This window comes from Lelliottia sp. 489, assembly GCF_050435885.1.
Classification (GTDB): Bacteria; Pseudomonadota; Gammaproteobacteria; order Enterobacterales; family Enterobacteriaceae; genus Enterobacter; species Enterobacter nimipressuralis.
Genome location: NZ_JBNDLC010000001.1, coordinates 100,536 through 118,543, shown reverse-complemented (window position 1 = coordinate 118,543; position 18,008 = coordinate 100,536). Strand labels below are relative to the sequence as shown.

The 18,008-nt window shown below is 54.6% G+C and carries 17 protein-coding genes; 2 read left to right on the top strand and 15 right to left on the bottom strand.

Translation table 11 applies throughout. The features are described from left to right. Positions 1–129 precede the first annotated feature (129 nt). From ptsG to yceD, 14 genes are all read right to left on the bottom strand, one after another. Positions 130–1,563 carry a PTS glucose transporter subunit IIBC gene (gene ptsG, locus ABIE11_RS00640; protein ID WP_100780577.1) on the bottom strand — a complete coding sequence of 478 codons (1,434 nt, stop codon included), beginning with the start codon at positions 1,561–1,563 and terminating at the stop codon, positions 130–132. A 297-nt stretch (positions 1,564–1,860) separates the two neighbouring features. Beyond that, a complete protein-coding gene (locus ABIE11_RS00635) occupies positions 1,861–2,655 on the bottom strand; it encodes a metal-dependent hydrolase (protein WP_429183544.1) in 795 nt (264 codons plus the stop codon). 10 nt (positions 2,656–2,665) lie between these two features. Beyond that, the gene (holB, locus tag ABIE11_RS00630) at positions 2,666–3,670 is read right to left on the bottom strand and encodes a DNA polymerase III subunit delta' (RefSeq protein ID WP_429183542.1); all 1,005 of its coding nucleotides are present in this window, start codon (positions 3,668–3,670) and stop codon (positions 2,666–2,668) included. Further along, entirely contained in the window at positions 3,667–4,308 is a 642-nt protein-coding gene (gene tmk, locus ABIE11_RS00625) for a dTMP kinase (protein ID WP_100780580.1), read from the bottom strand. The genes holB and tmk overlap by 4 nt, the downstream gene beginning before the upstream one ends. Next, on the bottom strand, positions 4,298–5,320 hold the full coding sequence (gene yceG, locus ABIE11_RS00620) for a cell division protein YceG (RefSeq protein ID WP_100780581.1): 1,023 nt from the start codon (positions 5,318–5,320) through the stop codon (positions 4,298–4,300). Before yceG ends, tmk begins: the two co-directional genes overlap by 11 nt. A 2-nt stretch (positions 5,321–5,322) precedes the next feature. After that, on the bottom strand, positions 5,323–6,132 hold the full coding sequence (pabC, locus tag ABIE11_RS00615) for an aminodeoxychorismate lyase (protein WP_429183540.1): 810 nt from the start codon (positions 6,130–6,132) through the stop codon (positions 5,323–5,325). A gap of 123 nt (positions 6,133–6,255) precedes the next feature. Continuing rightward, positions 6,256–7,497, bottom strand: coding sequence for a beta-ketoacyl-ACP synthase II (fabF, locus tag ABIE11_RS00610; RefSeq protein WP_100780583.1), 1,242 nt, complete (start codon positions 7,495–7,497; stop codon positions 6,256–6,258). A gap of 91 nt (positions 7,498–7,588) precedes the next feature. After that, the gene (gene acpP, locus ABIE11_RS00605) at positions 7,589–7,825 is read right to left on the bottom strand and encodes an acyl carrier protein (protein WP_003857954.1); all 237 of its coding nucleotides are present in this window, start codon (positions 7,823–7,825) and stop codon (positions 7,589–7,591) included. 154 nt (positions 7,826–7,979) lie between these two features. Continuing rightward, positions 7,980–8,714, bottom strand: coding sequence for a 3-oxoacyl-ACP reductase FabG (gene fabG / locus ABIE11_RS00600; protein WP_100780584.1), 735 nt, complete (start codon positions 8,712–8,714; stop codon positions 7,980–7,982). Between the two features lie 12 nt (positions 8,715–8,726). Beyond that, the gene (gene fabD / locus ABIE11_RS00595; RefSeq protein ID WP_194513346.1) at positions 8,727–9,656 is read right to left on the bottom strand and encodes an ACP S-malonyltransferase; all 930 of its coding nucleotides are present in this window, start codon (positions 9,654–9,656) and stop codon (positions 8,727–8,729) included. 13 nt (positions 9,657–9,669) lie between these two features. Then, positions 9,670–10,623: a beta-ketoacyl-ACP synthase III gene (locus ABIE11_RS00590; RefSeq protein WP_102105540.1), complete on the bottom strand. Its 954-nt coding sequence runs from the start codon at positions 10,621–10,623 to the stop codon at positions 9,670–9,672. A gap of 6 nt (positions 10,624–10,629) precedes the next feature. After that, on the bottom strand, positions 10,630–11,664 hold the full coding sequence (gene plsX, locus ABIE11_RS00585) for a phosphate acyltransferase PlsX (protein WP_206732569.1): 1,035 nt from the start codon (positions 11,662–11,664) through the stop codon (positions 10,630–10,632). 132 nt (positions 11,665–11,796) lie between these two features. Further along, a complete protein-coding gene (gene rpmF, locus ABIE11_RS00580; RefSeq protein ID WP_071844907.1) occupies positions 11,797–11,970 on the bottom strand; it encodes a 50S ribosomal protein L32 in 174 nt (57 codons plus the stop codon). Positions 11,971–11,986: 16 nt separating this feature from the next. Beyond that, complete coding sequence (yceD, locus tag ABIE11_RS00575) at positions 11,987–12,508, bottom strand: 23S rRNA accumulation protein YceD (RefSeq protein ID WP_100780588.1); 522 nt, start codon at positions 12,506–12,508, stop codon at positions 11,987–11,989. 140 nt (positions 12,509–12,648) lie between these two features. Here yceD and ABIE11_RS00570 point away from each other — a divergent pair, with 140 nt between their 5' ends. After that, the gene (locus ABIE11_RS00570; protein ID WP_429183535.1) at positions 12,649–13,233 is read left to right on the top strand and encodes a Maf family protein; all 585 of its coding nucleotides are present in this window, start codon (positions 12,649–12,651) and stop codon (positions 13,231–13,233) included. A gap of 56 nt (positions 13,234–13,289) precedes the next feature. On the opposite strand, the gene rluC is transcribed toward ABIE11_RS00570, so the two are convergent. Continuing rightward, entirely contained in the window at positions 13,290–14,237 is a 948-nt protein-coding gene (rluC, locus tag ABIE11_RS00565; RefSeq protein WP_181827608.1) for a 23S rRNA pseudouridine(955/2504/2580) synthase RluC, read from the bottom strand. 570 nt (positions 14,238–14,807) lie between these two features. Between rluC and rne the strand changes: the two genes are divergently transcribed. Continuing rightward, positions 14,808–17,975: a ribonuclease E gene (rne, locus tag ABIE11_RS00560; protein ID WP_429183534.1), complete on the top strand. Its 3,168-nt coding sequence runs from the start codon at positions 14,808–14,810 to the stop codon at positions 17,973–17,975. The last annotated feature ends 33 nt before the right edge of the window (positions 17,976–18,008 follow it).

Sequence of the window (18,008 nt, the reverse complement as noted above, 5' to 3'; positions counted from 1 at the left end):
ACGTTGGGTGGCGCTTACGCTTACCCGATCTACACATCCCATACGCCCGGTAAACGCAACGCCAGGGAGCGTAGGCTGGCCAATAAAAAAGGCAGCCATTCGGCTGCCTTAGTCTCCCCAGGTCACAACTTAGTTGCTGCGGATGTATTCATCCATTTCGGTTTTCAGGTTATCGGATTTAGTTCCGAAGATTGCCTGAACACCCGAACCTGCAACAACAACGCCCGCTGCGCCCAGTTTTTTCAGACCCTGCTGGTCAACTTTAGCCACGTCAGCAACGCTCACACGCAGACGAGTGATACACGCGTCCAGGTTAGTGATGTTTTCTTTGCCGCCGAATGCTGCAATCAGAGCAGGAGCCATTTCGCTGGTAGAGGTCGCTTTCGCATCGTCAGTAGAATCTTCACGACCTGGCGTTTTCAGGTCCAGTGCTTTGATCAGCACGCGGAAGATGGTGTAGTACGCCACTGCGTAGCACGCACCAACGATTGGGAACAGCCACAGTTTGCTGCTGTTACCGGACAGAACGATAAAGTCGATCAGACCGTGCGAGAAGGATGTACCGTCACGCATACCCAGCAGGATACAGATTGGGAATGCCAGGCCTGCCAGAATCGCGTGGATAACGTACAGGATCGGCGCAACGAACATGAAGGAGAACTCGATCGGCTCGGTGATACCGGTCAGGAACGAGGTCAGCGCTGCGGAGATCATGATACCGCCCACTTTTGCACGGTTCTCTGGTTTAGCAGAGTGCCAGATAGCAATCGCAGCAGCCGGCAGACCGTACATTTTGAACAGGAAGCCGCCAGACAGTTTGCCTGCAGTTGGGTCACCTGCCATGTAACGTGGGATATCACCGTGGAATACCTGACCTGCGGCGTTGGTATATTCACCAATCTGCATCTGGAATGGAACGTTCCAGATGTGGTGCAGACCAAATGGTACCAGGCAGCGCTCAACGAAACCGTAGATACCGAACGCGACAACCGGGTTCTGGTATGCAGCCCACTGAGAGAAGGTCTGGATAGCCGTACCAATCGGAGGCCAGATGAAGGACAGCACAACGCCCATGAAGATCGCAGCCAGACCAGAGATGATCGGTACGAAGCGCTTGCCCGCGAAGAAGCCCAGATACTCAGGCAGCTTGATGCGATAGAAGCGGTTAAACATGTAGGCTGCAATAGCACCGGAGATGATACCGCCGAGAACACCGGTATCCGCCAGGTGTTTTGCTGCGATCTCTTCAGCAGGTAAATGCAGAACCAGTGGCGCAACCACAGCCATGGTTTTCACCATGATGCCGTAAGCAACAACCGCAGCCAGAGCAGATACACCATCGTTATTGGTGAAGCCCAGAGCGACACCGATAGCGAAGATCAGCGGCATGTTAGCAAAAACAGAACCGCCTGCTTCGGCCATCACGTGTGAAACTACGGCTGGCAGCCAGCTGAAGTTTGCAGAACCGACGCCCAGCAGGATACCTGCGATAGGCAGTACGGATACTGGCAGCATCAGCGATTTACCGACCTTTTGCAGGTTAGCAAATGCATTCTTAAACATAATTGAGAGTGCTCCTGAGTATTTGTGCTTTTTTTACGCTTTCACGCATGGGCACGGGGGGAGAACCGCGCCGTGGACAGGACATCTAAGCGCCCTTTATTTATTACACAGAGTAAAATAAATCCCTGTGACTTTGTTTGACGGCTATCACGTTTCAGCCTCAGACGATCGAAAAACTTTCAGTAATTTACAAAAAGCATTTCCAGATATGTCTAAAAACACCGTCACCGCCCTAAATAAGGCGGTGAACTTTACTCGCTTTGTTTATTAATTACGAGCCTAAAAAAAACAGGTGTTTCAAACAGATTGCAGGCGGGCGGGGGCGATGTGGAACAAATTAGCGAAGTTTTCCGTGGTGGCACGTGCCAACGCTTCGAGGCTGACGCCCTTCAGGACGGCCATGTACTCGGCCACATCTCTCGTCATGGCTGGCTGGTTCTCTTTACCGCGATGCGGCACCGGTGCCAGATAAGGAGAATCTGTTTCCACCAGAATGCGGTCGAGAGGCACATAACGCGCGGCATCACGCAGCTGTTCAGCATTACGGAACGTCACGATCCCGGAAAACGAGATATAAAACCCTAAATCAAGCAGCTTGCCCGCTGTTTCTCTGTCTTCTGTGAAACAGTGTAGTACGCCACCGCAATCCGTCACCTTTTCTTCCTGCAGGATCGCCAGCGTATCGGCGCGCGCATCGCGGGTATGGACGATAACCGGCTTGTTCAGCTCGCGTCCGATGCGGATGTGGTTGCGAAAGGACGCCTGCTGGCGGGATTTCGTTTCCGGCGTGTAAAAATAGTCCAGACCGGTTTCACCCAACGCGACCACGCCCTCTTCCGCTGCCATACGGCGCAGATCCTCAACGTTATACTCTTCATCCTGATTGAGCGGATGCACGCCGCAGGAAAAGGCCACGTTATCGCGCTCACCCACCAAATCGCGCATTGCGCGGTATCCCGGTAAAGTGGTGGCGACCGCCAGACAGAATTTCACATCGCGGGCGGCAGCTTTCGCCAGTACGTCGTCTACGTCTTTATGCAGTGATTGATAATCCAGGCCATCGAGATGGCAGTGTGAGTCGACTAAAAACATGATGTCTCTCTCAGAGATGGGAAGCAGGCAGCTGTGTGCCTGGTTGCAGGTAATGTTCCGTACGCAGTAACAGATCCGTGAGTAACAGCTCGCGATTCACGCCGGTTACGGTTAAGAGTTGTTCGCGGCACACGCTGACGTCGTGGAAGATCGCACGCAGTATGGCCCCCGACAGCTGATTCGCCAGCGTATTGACCAGCGGCCAGACGTCGGTATTGCTCAGTAGCTGTGCGCCTTGCTGTAATTTGAGGGCGTCCAGTAGCAGGGATGCCAGCCAGTACAGCCGTGCGGGCGCCTGCTCGTGGTTCAGCACGCTTAGCAGGCTGAGCCAGTCCCGGCTCTCCAGCGTGCCGCTCAGGGCATCGCAAAGCTGCACTCGCTGTGCCCAGGTCTCTTTTTGCAGCAGTTCGAGGGCGGCGGCAGGTGCGCCACTGCTCAGGCGCAGCGCGGTTAACGCTGCATCTTGTGACACCGTCACTTCCCGCTCAAGCCAGCTTAACGCCCATGATTCCTGGGGTGCGGCGAGGTGGTGAAGTCGGCAACGGCTGCGCAATGTGGCCAGTAATCGGCCCGGCTCACGGCAGGACATGAAGAACCAGGTGTTCACCGGTGGTTCTTCCAGCGTTTTGAGCAGCGCATTCGCGGCAGCTTCAGTCAGCAGCGCCGCATCCTTCAGCCAAACCACTTTCGCCCCGCCGAGACGGGCATGTTCATACAGCTTTTCGCTGACTTCACGCACCGCATCAATCCCGAGCGAGCTTTTGCCCTTCTCCGGCTCCAGCGTGTAGTAGTCCGGGTGCGTCCCCGCCTGCATCAGCTGGCAGCCGCGGCATTTGCCACAGCTTTTACTGCCTTCCGGCTGCTGACACATCAGAAAACGCGTAATCGCATAAATCAGGGCGTCATCACCCATGCCGGGTAACGACTGAATCAGTAACGCATGATGCCCCCGACCGGACTGATAGCTGCTAATCAGCTGATCAAAGTGCGGACGCAGCCATGGGTACCATTTCATGCCTGCTGCTCCTGTACCCACGCAGTGACCGTTTCGCGGATCGAACGGGTGACATCCTCAAGGGATTGGGTCGCATCAATGGTACGAATCGAGCTGTCCTGCGCGGCCAGTTCAAGATAGCGCGCACGGGTGCGGTTAAAGAAATCCAGCGACTCTTGCTCAATACGATCCAGTTCACCGCGCGCGCGGGCGCGTTTCAGGCCCACGGCTGGGGTGACGTCCAGATACAACGTCAGATTGGGGCGGAAATCGCCCAGCACGGCATCGCGCAGCGTTGCAAGCATAGCTTGATCGATACCGCGCCCACCGCCCTGATAGGCCTGGGTCGAGAGATCGTGACGATCACCAATCACCCAGCGCCCTTCTGCCAGCGCCGGTTTGATCACCGTTTCGACCAGTTGCACGCGGGCGGCGTAAAACATCAGCACTTCGGCTTTATCGCAAATCACTTCGTCCCCGACGGATTTGATGTCCAGCACCAGGCTTCTCAGCTTCTCGGCAAGCACAGTCCCGCCCGGCTCGCGGGTGAAAACCATCTCCCCGATGCCCAGCTCTTTCAGTGTGTCGACCACCACGTTACGTGCGGTGGTTTTCCCGGCGCCTTCCAGCCCCTCTATGACGATGTAATTACTGCGCATTTTTTTCCTTAAGTGCCTTCAGATAGTCCTGAACAGAGCGATTATGGCTGGCAAGGTTGGTGTTAAAGGTATGCCCCCCTTTTCCGTCAGCCACAAAATAGAGATACGGTGTGTGCGCCGGATGTGCGGCGGCATCAAGTGATGCCTGGCTCGGCGTCGCGATTGGGCCTGGCGGCAAACCGCTAATCACGTAGGTATTATACGCCGTTGGCGTTTCCAGATCCTTACGGCTTATCTTCCCGGCGTAGTTCTCACCCATTCCATAAATCACCGTCGGGTCCGTTTGCAGCCGCATGCCGATGCGCAGACGATTGATAAAGACCGACGCCACCTGATCGCGCTCACTGGCGACGGCCGTCTCTTTTTCGACAATCGAGGCCATGGTGACAAACTGATTTTGATCTTTATACGGCAGACCTTCCGCGCGCCCTTCCCACGCTTTCTCAACGGCGGTAACCATTTTTTTGTGTGCGCGCTTGAGAATGGCGACGTCCGTAGTGCCTGCGGTATACATCCAGGTATCAGGCCAGAACCAGCCCTCCACCCACTCGGGGTGCTCGAGCTTCAGCACCTCGGCGACGGTCGCGTACTGGTCATCTTTCAGCGTATGGCTGATGTAGGGCGCGTCGCGCAGCTGTTTGAGATAGTCGCTCAGGCGCATGCCTTCGACGAATCGCAGCGGGAATTGCGCCTCTTTGCCGCTTTCCAGCAGTTCAAGCATTTCACGTACCGTCATGCCCGGCGTAAAGCGGTAGGTCCCCGCTTTAAAATGCGAAAGCTCTGGCTCAAGACGCAGCAGCCACTGGAATACCCGTGGGCGGTTAATGATTTTATCGCCGTAAAGCTGATCGCCCAGCGCCAGGCGCCCGGTACCCGCTTTCAGCGTGAATACGGTCTCTTCTTTAATCAGAATGTGACTGTTCGCCATCTGACGAACTTTCCAGACTCCCACGCCGCCAGCAATAGCCATTACGACGATAAGGAGGAGGACAAAGCGCAACATTTTTTTCATGACTATCTTGTTTGCTCACACAGTGGGGCTAAAAACGAGTACAACTCACGCGACGACCATTGCTTCTGGGCATAAGCTCGAACCGGCACGACGGGCATTAACGCATTACAGATGACGACCTCATCGGCATCCCGCAGTGCCTCTTCGCCTGCGTGAACTTCGACAACGCGAAAACCGGAGTGTGCCAGATGCTGCAAACAAAACTGTCGCATGATGCCATTCACACCGGCCTGATCCATCTTTGGCGTGAATACTTCATTACCCTGTCGCCACAGTAAATTGGCCGCACAGCATTCCGTAATGAGACCTTCGCTGTCAAGAACCAGCGCCTCATCGGCGTCTGACTGTTCAAGATGAGCGCGGATCAGCACCTGCTCAAGTCGGTTGAGATGTTTTATCCCTGCAAGCGAGGGATTACGGCCCAGGCGAATCGGGCTGAGCGCCAGGCTGATGCCGTCGCGACGCCATACGTCGTAGTGCGTGGGATAAGCTGAAACAGAGAGGATTCGAGTGGGGTTCAGGCAACTTGCCCCGCTATAGCCGCGTCCTCCCGCCCCCCGGCTGATAATCACTTTTAGCACGCCGCGAGGGTTGCCTTTAGCCAGGTCGATCATTTCACGCTGAAGCTCTGCCCAGTGAGTAAACGGGATCAGCAACTTTTCGCAGGCCATTTGCAGACGCTGAAGATGTGCGGCGAGCAGACAGACCTCGCCTTCAGCAATGCGTGCCGTAGTGAAGCAGCCATCGCCAAACTGGGTCGCCCTGTCGCTCGCGGGAAGATAATCCTGCTGCTGGCCATTGATTAAGAACATGGAGGCTCCTTTTTCGTGACCCGATAGTTTGGCAGGATGAATAATGCAGGACAAGGGAAGAAAACCGAATAAAAAAGGCCCGACAAGCGGACCTTTTCATTTATCGCAACCGGGCAGCGGAACTTAGATCTTTTTGAAGATCAGAGAACCATTGGTACCACCGAAGCCGAAGGAGTTACACAGCGTGTACTCCAGACCGCTAACCTGGCGCGCTTCGTGTGGAACGAAGTCCAGATCGCAACCGTCATCTGGGTTATCCAGGTTGATAGTTGGCGGAACAGCCTGATCGCGCAGGGCCAGGATGGAGTAGATGGACTCTACTGCACCTGCAGCACCCAGCAGGTGACCGGTCATGGATTTGGTGGAACTGACCATAATACGGCTGGCAGCATCACCAAATACAGACTTAACGGCCTGCGCTTCTGCTTTATCGCCTGCAGGCGTCGAGGTGCCGTGGGCGTTAACATAGCCAATCTGGCCCGGCTCGAGACCTGCGTCGCGAATCGCGTTCACCATCGCCAGTGCCGCACCCGCGCCATCTTCCGGCGGAGAGGTCATGTGATAGGCATCGCTGCTCATGCCGAAACCAACGATTTCTGCATAAATTTTCGCGCCACGCTTTTTCGCGTGTTCGTACTCTTCAAGTACGATCATGCCAGCACCATCGCCCAGAACAAAACCATCACGGTCTTTGTCCCACGGACGGCTCGCAGCCTGAGGATTGTCGTTACGGGTAGACAGCGCGCGCGCCGCACCGAAACCACCAACGCCCAGCGGAGTACTGGCTTTTTCAGCACCACCGGCAACCATAGCGTCTGCATCACCATAAGCAATGATACGCGCGGCCTGACCGATGTTATGCACACCAGACGTACAGGCAGTTGCGATAGAAATGCTTGGGCCACGGAGGCCAAACATGATGGTCAAGTGACCAGCCACCATGTTAACAATCGTGGACGGAACGAAGAATGGGCTGATCTTACGCGGGCCACCATTCACCAGAGAGGTGTGGTTTTCCTCGATCAGGCCAAGGCCGCCAATCCCGGAGCCAATAGCGGCGCCAATGCGGGTTGCGTTCTCTTCCGTAATCTCAAGGCCAGAATCCTGCATGGCCTGAACGCCAGCGACAATTCCATATTGAATGAAGGCATCCATCTTGCGCTGTTCTTTGCGCGAGATGATCTCTTCACAGTTAAAATCCTTTACTAAGCCAGCAAATTTCGTTGCATAGGCGCTAGTATCGAAATGGTCGATTAGGCTGATGCCGCTCTGACCGGCAAGGAGAGCTTTCCAGGTGGACTCTACGGTATTGCCGACAGGAGACAACATGCCAAGTCCGGTCACAACTACACGACGCTTAGACACGTTTGTCCTCCAGGGAGGGATAAAAAAAAGGATTCGTGGGACTAAAAAAGATAAAACTCAGGCGGTCGAATGACCGCCTGGAGATGTTCACTTACGCCTGGTGACCGTTGATGTAATCAATGGCAGCCTGAACGGTGGTGATTTTCTCAGCTTCTTCGTCCGGAATCTCAGTATCAAACTCTTCTTCCAGAGCCATTACCAGCTCAACGGTGTCAAGAGAATCTGCGCCCAGGTCTTCAACGAAGGATGCGGAGTTCACAACTTCTTCCTGCTTAACGCCCAGCTGCTCGCCGATAATTTTCTTAACGCGTTCTTCGATAGTGCTCATACTCTTAAATTTCCTATCAAAACTCGCTTTCGCGATGGTTTTCGTAGTGTATAAAATGTTGAAAAATTTGCAACTAAATCCCGGCAGGTCTTACCACGATTTTACGTTATTTTGAGGCCATTCGCCCTAATAACGCAAATATTTTCGATCGTGGTTAAACCATGTACATCCCGCCGTTGACGTGGAGAGTCTCACCAGTGATGTAACTCGCTTCGTCAGAGGCTAAAAATGCAACCGCGCTGGCGATTTCCTGAGCGCCACCGAGGCGACCCGCAGGAACCTGCGCCAGAATACCCGCACGCTGATCGTCAGATAGCGCACGCGTCATGTCCGTTTCAATAAAGCCCGGAGCAACAACGTTTACAGTAATCCCGCGTGACGCGATTTCGCGCGCCAGCGATTTACTGAACCCAATCAGACCCGCTTTCGCCGCAGCGTAGTTGGCCTGACCAGCATTTCCCATGGTACCAACCACAGAACCGATAGTGATAATACGGCCATGACGCTTTTTCATCATAGCTCGCATTACCGCTTTTGACAGACGGAATACAGATGACAGGTTGGTTTCGATGATATCGTCCCACTCGTCGTCTTTCATTCGCATCAGTAAGTTGTCGCGAGTGATACCGGCATTATTTACCAGAATATCCACTTCGCCAAACTCTGCGCGAATATTTTCCAGAACAGATTCGATAGATGCAGCATCGGTCACATTCAGCATCAGACCTTTACCGTTCGCACCTAAATAGTCGCTAATCGCCTGAGCGCCCTTCTCACTGGTCGCAGTACCAATGACTTTCGCGCCACGCGCGACCAGGGTCTCAGCAATTGCACGTCCGATACCGCGGCTTGCGCCCGTTACCAGCGCGATTTTTCCTTCAAAACTCATGGTAATCCTCTTTTATTGCGCGAGTGCCGCTGACAGGGCTTCTGGCTCATTAATGGCCGATGCCGTCAGGGTATCAACAATACGTTTGGTCAGACCGGTCAGGACTTTACCCGGGCCTGCTTCATACAGGTGCTCAACGCCCTGCGCGGCCATAAACTCAACGGTTTTGGTCCATTGCACTGGGCTGTAAAGCTGACGAACCAGCGCATCGCGAATCGCTTCCGGCGCCGTTTCGCATTTCACATCAACGTTGTTCACAACTGGAACCGTTGGTGCGTTAAAAGTGATTTTTTGCAGCTCAGCCGCCAGTTTTTCAGCAGCCGGTTTCATCAGTGCGCAGTGAGACGGTACACTCACCGGCAGTGGCAGTGCACGCTTCGCGCCCGCCGCTTTACAGGCTGCGCCTGCACGCTCAACGGCTTCTTTGTTGCCCGCAATGACAACCTGGCCCGGTGAGTTGAAGTTCACCGGTGAAACAACCTGCCCTTCGGCTGATTCTTCGCACGCTTTGGCAATCGAAGCATCATCCAGACCAATAATGGCGGACATCGCACCAGTCCCTTCCGGAACCGCTTCCTGCATGAATTTGCCACGCATTTCGACCAGACGCACGGCATCGGCAAAACCAATGACGCCCGCACATACCAGTGCAGAATATTCACCCAGGCTATGACCTGCAACCATCGCAGGCGCTTTACCGCCCTGCTGCTGCCAGACACGCCACAACGCAACGGATGCGGTAAGCAATGCAGGCTGCGTCTGCCAGGTTTTATTCAGCTCTTCCGCCGGACCCTGCTGAGTCAGCGCCCAGAGATCGTAGCCCAGAGCGTCTGATGCTTCACGGAAAGTCGCTTCAATAATTGGGTACTGTGCCGCTAATTCAGACAACATCCCAACTGACTGAGAACCCTGACCCGGGAACACAAAAGCAAATTGCGTCATTTTTAATCCTTAATTAGAAACGAACCAGCGCGGAGCCCCAGGTGAAACCGCCACCAAAGGCTTCAAGCAAGACCAGTTGGCCTCGTTTAATTCGTCCATCGCGTACCGCTTCGTCAAACGCGCAGGGTACCGACGCCGCAGAGGTGTTGCCGTGACGATCGAGGGTCACAACAACGTTATCCATGGACATGCCCAGCTTTTTGGCCGTGGCGCTGATAATACGCAGGTTCGCCTGATGCGGTACAAGCCAGTCCAGCGCAGAGCGCTCAAGATTGTTCGCTTCCAGCGTCTCATCGACGATGTGCGCCAGTTCCGTGACCGCAACCTTGAACACTTCATTGCCTGCCATGGTCAGGTAAATGGAACTGTCCGGGTTCACGCGATCGGCGTTAGGCAGCGTCAGCAGCTCGCCATAGCGACCATCGGCATGCAAATGCGTCGAGATAATGCCCGGCTCTTCTGACTGACCTAACAGTACAGCGCCCGCACCATCACCAAAAATAATGATCGTTCCGCGATCTTCCGGGTTGCAGGTGCGTGCCAGCACGTCTGCACCAATCACCAGCGCATATTTCACCGCGCCAGACTTCACGTACTGATCGGCAACGCTCAGCGCATAGGTAAAACCTGCGCAGGCAGCTGCAACGTCAAACGCCGGGCAGCCTTTAATGCCGAGCTTAGCCTGAATCTCACAGGCTGCGCTTGGGAAGGCGTTAGGTGCGGATGTAGTCGCGACCACGATCAGACCGATCTCGTCTTTATCAATACCTGCCATTTCCAGCGCGCGAAGGCCCGCTTCATAGCCCATCGTGGTTACTGTTTCATCTGGACCGGCGATACGGCGTTCACGGATACCTGTGCGGGTGACAATCCACTCGTCAGACGTATCGACCATTTTTTCCAGATCGGCGTTGGTTCGCACTTGTTCAGGCAGAAAACTGCCGGTACCTAAAATCTTCGTATACATGTACGCTCAGTCACTTTTAGCTAATACAGATTCCAGGCGAGCGGCAATCCGCTGAGGGACTTGTCGCTGCACCGCCTGCACTGCCTGTTCAATCGCGACGGTAAAGGCTCGCTGATTGGCCGCACCATGACTCTTAATCACCGTGCCGCGCAATCCTAACAGACAGGCGCCATTATACTGGTCGGGGTTGAGGTGACTGAATCGCCGCGCCAGGCTTTTTTGTAACCAACGCTTTAATAAAATCAGCCACCAGGACCTTTTTTTGCCTTCGCCCTGCGATTTCAGCAGGGAAAGGAACATTCGAACCACCCCTTCCATCGTCTTTAACGTTACGTTGCCGGTGAACCCGTCACACACCAGAACATCGGTCTTTCCGGTCAATAATTCATTAGCTTCAAGATAGCCAATATAGTTGATTGACGGCATGGATTTTAGCAATTCTGCGGCATCACGGATGCTATCAAGACCCTTGGTCTCTTCTTCACCGATATTCAGCAACGCAACGCGGGGATTCACAATTCCCACCACTTCTTCTGCCAGCACCGACCCCATAATGGCAAACTGGGCCAGCATCGTACTATCGCAATCGACGTTAGCGCCCAGATCGAGCACCACCGTTTTGCCCTTCTGCTGATGCGGCAACACCGTCACCAGCGCAGGACGCTCAATCCCCTCAATGGGCTTGAGCATTAATTTCGCCAGTCCCATCAGCGCACCGGTATTTCCGGCGCTGACACAGGCCTCAGCCCGCCCTTCTTTTACCAGCTCCAGCGCAATTCGCATTGAGCTTCCGCGGCTGTTGCGGATCGCATGCGAGGGCCGGGCATCACTGGCAATAACTGACTGCGCAGGGATAATCTGCAGACGTGAACGTTGTTCAAAGTCAGCTTTTGCAAGTAATGGCGTGATGGTGTCGGGATTGCCGACTAAAAGAAGTGTGAGTTGCGAATTAGAATTCAGTGCCTGCAATGCTGCAGGCACTGTCACGGAAGGCCCGAAATCTCCTCCCATGACATCTAACGCCAGGGTTAGACGTGTCAAGGTATCTTCGCTGCCCGGTTCGGTGTATCCCCCGCTTTCGCGGGGAATGCCTCACTAAGCTTCATCACGTTTACTCTTCGTCTTTTACGATGCAGGCTTCCCGCACGGTAAAATTCGTTGAGTAGCGCGTGATTACTTAGTGATTACCTTGCGGCCACGGTAGAAACCGTCGGCAGTCATGTGGTGACGCAGGTGTTTCTCACCAGAAGTCTTGTCTACAGACAGGCTGGTAACTGCAGTCAGCGCGTCATGGGAACGACGCATGCCACGTTTGGAACGGGTTGGTTTATTCTGTTGTACGGCCATGGACCTTACTCCTTAATTACTTACGCTTTAAGCTGGCTAATACGGCAAATGGATTTGGTTTTTGCGCTTCATCAGGCAGTTCCCCAAAGACCATGTCCGCGTCGGACACTTCACAGTGTTCAGAATCATGCACCGGAACTACCGGCAAGGCGAGGATGATTTCATCTTCAACCACTGCAAGCAGATCGATTTCACCGAATTCGTTAACCTCAATCGGCTCATACGCTTCCGGGAGTGCTTCAGCCTGTTCGTCAGAACGAACCGGACTGAAACAATACGTTGTGTGAACATGACGTGTGAACGGTTTCCCGCAACGCTGGCACTCGAGCGTTACCGTGACCTTTGCATCACCGTTCAGAACGGCCAGGCGCTGGTTATCGATAGCGAACGACATGGAGCATTCCACATCAGTGTCCACACTGACCACAAACTCGGCGATACGTTCAGCCTGATCGGCGGTATAAATACCTTCGTAATCGAGGCGTTTTTGAGCCGTACGAACCGGGTCAAGAGTCAGGGGTAATTTTACCTTTTGCATAGGGCGCGCATATTAACTTTGTAACGTCATAGAGTCAAAGAAAAAGGCAACCAGGGCTGCCTTTTGCCAATTATTCGCACACATTGCGGCCTGTAGTTTAAAATGGCTGGCATCGATACGCTATATCTGGTGAAAAAAATATGCCAAATCTCGTGCTTGCTTCCACTTCGTCATACCGCCGCGCGTTGCTTGAAAAGCTGGGGATCCCGTTTGAATGTGCCGCCCCCGTCGCTGACGAAACGCCGCATCACGCTGAATCTCCGCGTCATCTGGTGTTGCGTCTGGCACAGGAAAAAGCGCAAAGTCTGGCCGCTCGCTATCCCAACCATCTGATTATAGGCTCCGATCAGGTTTGCGTGCTCGATGGGGAAATCACGGGTAAACCTCACACCGAAGAGAACGCGCGCCTGCAGCTCATGAAAGCCCGCGGCACCATTGTTACCTTTTACACCGGCCTTGCGCTTTACAACTCCGCCACGGGCCACCTGCAAACGGAATGCGAACCCTTTGACGTTCACTTCCGCCACCTGAGCGATCAGGAGATTGAGGATTATGTGCGCAAAGAGCGCCCGCTTAATTGCGCAGGGAGCTTTAAAAGTGAAGGTCTGGGGATTACGTTGTTTGAAAAACTGGACGGGCGCGACCCAAATACGCTGGTCGGTTTGCCGCTGATTGCGTTATGCCAGATGCTCAGACGCGAGCACTTTAATCCGCTTTCTGCCTGATCGTAAACGGCCCTGGTTTGGTAAGCCGGGTAAGCGCAGCGCCACCCGGCCTATCTTTAACCGCGTAACACTTTCAGACAGCGTTTCAGCTGGTCATCCAGCGGCGCTTCGACGCGCATCACTTCACCTGTGCCAGGATGGGTGAATTTCAGCGCCGCAGCGTGCAGGAAGAGACGCGACAGCCCCGTTCCGGCCAGCTGTTTATCAAACTCACGATCGCCGTAGCGGTCATCAAACGCAATGGGATGTCCGGCATGTTGCGTATGCACGCGAATCTGGTGGGTACGGCCGGTCACCGGGCTACAACGCACCAGTGTCGCAAACGCGTAACGCTCTTCTACTTTAAAGCGAGTTTCAGACGGTTTGCCTTCGCTGTTCACCCGCACAATGCGCTCACCGCTTTGCAGAATGTTTTTCAGCAACGGTGCCTGCACCACTTTCACATGAGACTGCCACTGACCGCGCACCAGCGCCAGATAGTCCTTCTGCATGCCCTTTTCGCGCAGTTGCTCGTGCAGCGAACGTAACGCCGAGCGCTTTTTGGCCACCAGCAGCACGCCAGAGGTATCACGGTCCAGACGATGAACCAGCTCGAGGAAACGCGCTTCCGGGCGCAGGGCGCGAAGGCCTTCGATCACGCCAAAGCTCAAACCGCTGCCGCCGTGCACCGCCGTGCCGGAGGGTTTATTCAGCACCAGGATATGATCGTCTTCATAAAGGATAGCGTCAGTCAGCGCGGCGACTTTTTGCAGATGCGGCGAAACCGCCTCTTCTTCGCGTTCAGCGACGCGCACCGGCGGAATACGTACTTCATCGCCCGCTTCGAGCTTGTACTCAGGTTTCACGCGCTTTTTATTTACCCGCACCTCGCCTTTGCGCAAGATGCGATAAATCATACTTTTTGGCACGCCTTTCAACTGGGTGCGTAAAAAGTTATCGATTCGTTGCCCCGCTTCATCATCGGCGATAGCAACCATTTTTACGGATGGAGTCTCTGTTTTCATGGTTGGCGATTCTAAATATCGATACGCATTAGCGCCACTCATTTTTCTATGCTTATATTTACTTTTGCCCGGGCAGGTTTGTTCACGCGCAATCGATTTGGTGGTTATTAAACCAATCCTCTCGTTGAAGTGGAGAAACTGTGAGTAACCGGGTGATAAATGGTAAAAGTCATCTTGCTATAACCGGGTTAGCAATGGAATAATGAATCCGTTTTCCGTGTTAAATCCTGGTTAAGTAAGGATGTCGACGGAATGACCCATTTTGTCTGACCGATCATCCACGCAGCAATGGCGTAAGACGTATTGATCTTTCAGACAGTTAGCGGGCTGCGGGTTGCAGTACTTACCGGTAAATGGAATCTTCTCTGGAGAGTGTTCCCAGGCTGTTCCCCTGATAATTGCGCTGTATTTCCGTATGAAATACAGGCAACCGACACTTTGCGCCTCTTAAGCGAGCGACAACCGTGAGGTTGGCGACGTCAATAGTCACGAGGCCATCGGTTCAAACCCCGGAAAGCGTCACCTTGCCCGCAGCTTAGTCGTCAATGTAAGAATAATGAGTAAGTTACGATGAAAAGAATGTTAATCAACGCAACTCAGCAAGAAGAGTTGCGTGTCGCCCTCGTGGATGGGCAGCGTCTGTACGATCTGGATATCGAAAGTCCTGGACACGAACAGAAAAAAGCGAACATTTACAAAGGCAAAATCACCCGCATTGAACCAAGCCTTGAGGCCGCATTCGTCGATTACGGCGCTGAGCGTCACGGTTTCCTTCCTCTTAAAGAAATTGCCCGCGAATACTTCCCTGCCAATTACAACTCCCACGGTCGTCCGAACATCAAAGATGTGCTGCGCGAAGGCCAGGAAGTTATCGTTCAGATTGATAAAGAAGAGCGCGGCAACAAAGGCGCTGCGCTGACCACCTTTATCAGCCTGGCAGGCAGCTATCTGGTTCTGATGCCGAACAACCCGCGTGCGGGCGGTATCTCTCGCCGCATCGAAGGCGACGACCGTACCGAGCTGAAAGAAGCGCTGGCAAGCCTCGAACTGCCTGATGGCATGGGCCTTATCGTTCGTACCGCAGGCGTAGGCAAATCTGCCGAAGCGCTGCAGTGGGACTTAGGCTTCCGTCTGAAGCACTGGGAAGCTATCCAGAAAGCCGCAGAAAGCCGCCCGGCTCCGTTCCTGATTCACCAGGAAAGTAACGTTATCGTCCGTGCTTTCCGCGATTATCTGCGTCAGGACATCGGCGAAATTCTGATTGATAACCCGAAAGTGCTTGAGCTGGCTCGCCAGCACATCGCAGCACTGGGTCGTCCAGATTTCACCAGCAAAATTAAACTGTACACCGGTGAAATTCCGCTGTTCAGCCACTATCAGATTGAATCCCAGATTGAGTCCGCCTTCCAGCGTGAAGTGCGTCTGCCGTCCGGCGGTTCTATCGTTATCGACTCCACCGAAGCGCTGACCGCTATCGACATCAACTCCGCACGCGCAACCCGCGGCGGCGATATCGAAGAGACTGCCTTCAACACCAACCTTGAAGCCGCAGATGAAATTGCCCGTCAGCTTCGTCTGCGTGACCTGGGCGGCCTGATCGTTATCGACTTTATCGACATGACTCCGGTTCGCCATCAGCGCGCCGTTGAGAACCGTCTGCGTGAAGCGGTGCGTCAGGATCGTGCACGTATTCAGATCAGCCATATTTCTCGCTTTGGCCTGCTGGAGATGTCTCGTCAGCGCCTGAGCCCGTCGCTGGGTGAATCAAGCCACCACGTCTGTCCGCGCTGTAGCGGTACGGGTACCGTGCGCGACAACGAATCTCTCTCCCTCTCTATTCTGCGCCTCATCGAAGAAGAAGCACTTAAAGAGAACACCAAAGAGGTTCACGCCATTGTTCCGGTGCCAATTGCCTCCTACCTGCTGAACGAAAAACGTGAAGCGGTGAGTGCCGTTGAAACCCGTCAGGGCGGCGTGCGCTGCATCATCGTACCAAACGATCAGATGCAGACCCCGCACTACTCCGTCCTGCGCGTGCGCAAAGGCGAAGAGACCAGCACCCTGAGCTACCTGCTGCCAAAACTGCATGAAGAAGAGATGGCGATGCCGTCTGATGCAGAACCGGCCGAGCGCAAGCTGCCAGAACAACCGGCACTGGCGACCTTCATCATGCCAGAAGCCCCACCGGCGCCTGTTCAGGAAAAAGCGCCGGCGAAAGCCACTGCGCAGAAACCTGCTGAAACCAGTGATAAGCCTGCTGAACCAGGTCTGCTGGGCCGCTTCTTCAGTGCGCTGAAGAAAATGTTCGCCGGTGAAGAGCCTCAGCCGGAGCAGCCAAAAGTTGCGCCGAAAGAAGAGAAACAAGAGCGTCCGCAGGATCGTCGTAAGCGTCAGAACAACCGCCGAGATCGTAACGATCGTGACCGTCGTGACAACCGCGATAATCGTGGTGACCGTGACAACCGTGGTGAGCGCGATAACCGTTCCGACAACAACGAAGGTCGTGAAGCGCGCGAAGATAATCGTCGCAACCGTCGCGAGAAGCCACAGCAGCAGAATGTGGAAGATCGCGAAATTCGCCAGCAGGCGGGCGATGAGTCTGAAAAAACCAGACAGCGTGACGAGCAGCAGCCACGTCGCGAACGCAACCGCCGTCGCAATGACGATAAACGTCAGGCGCAGCAGGAAGCGAAAGTTGTTAACACCGAAGCACCTGTTGAACAGGATGCCGATCAGGAAGAACGCGTTCAGGTGATGCCGCGCCGTAAGCAGCGTCAACTGTCGCAGAAAGTTCGCTTTGCATCTGAACAGGCCGAAGTGGCTACCGTTGCCGCCGCTGAACCGGTTGTTGAAACCGCTCAGAATACGCAGCTGGCGAAACTGGACCTGCCTGCGGTCGTCGATACGGTCGCTGAGCATGATGACAATGGCGAAGCGCGTGATAACAACGGTATGCCGCGTCGTTCCCGTCGCTCTCCGCGCCACCTGCGCGTGAGCGGTCAGCGTCGTCGTCGTTACCGTGACGAGCGCTACCCGACTCAGTCTCCGATGCCTCTGACTGTCGCCTGTGCGTCACCTGAAATGGCGTCCGGCAAAGTCTGGATCCGCTACCCGGTTGCCCGTCCTCAGGAGCAGCAGGTTGAAGAGCAAAACGTCGCTGCAGAAGCCGTTGAGCCAATCGTTGCACCTGTAGCCGCTACCGAAGCCGCTGCTGTGGTCGTTGAAGAAGCACCGCAGATCATGGCCGACGCCCAGCCAGTGGTTGACGTCGAGCCAGTCGCGGAACCTCAGCAGGTTGTGGAAACCGCTGAGATCGAGACAACTCATCCGGAAGTGATTGCCGCGCCTGTCGACGAGCAGCCTCAGTTCATTGCGCAAGAAGATGTTGTGGTGGCTGAACAGGTTGCAGAAGACGCAGAACCGGCTGCCGACGTGGTTGAAGAAGAGGTAGTGACTGAAGCGGTTGCTGAGCAACCTGTCGATGTTACTCCGGCTCCACAAGCACCGGCACCCGCTCCGGTTGTGAAACCAGAGCCTGTTGTCGCTGTCGTTGCTGAGCATCACCATGCAACCGCACCGATGACTCGCGCGCCAGCACCGGAATACGTGCCAGAAGCACCACGTCATAGCGACTGGGTACGCCCTGCGTTCGATTTCGACGGTCGTGGTTCCGCAGGTGGTCATAGCGCCACTCACCAGGCAATGGCTCCGGCGACTCGCCCGAATCCGGTTGAATAACCCGCCGTTCTGATGAAAAAGCCGACCTTCGTG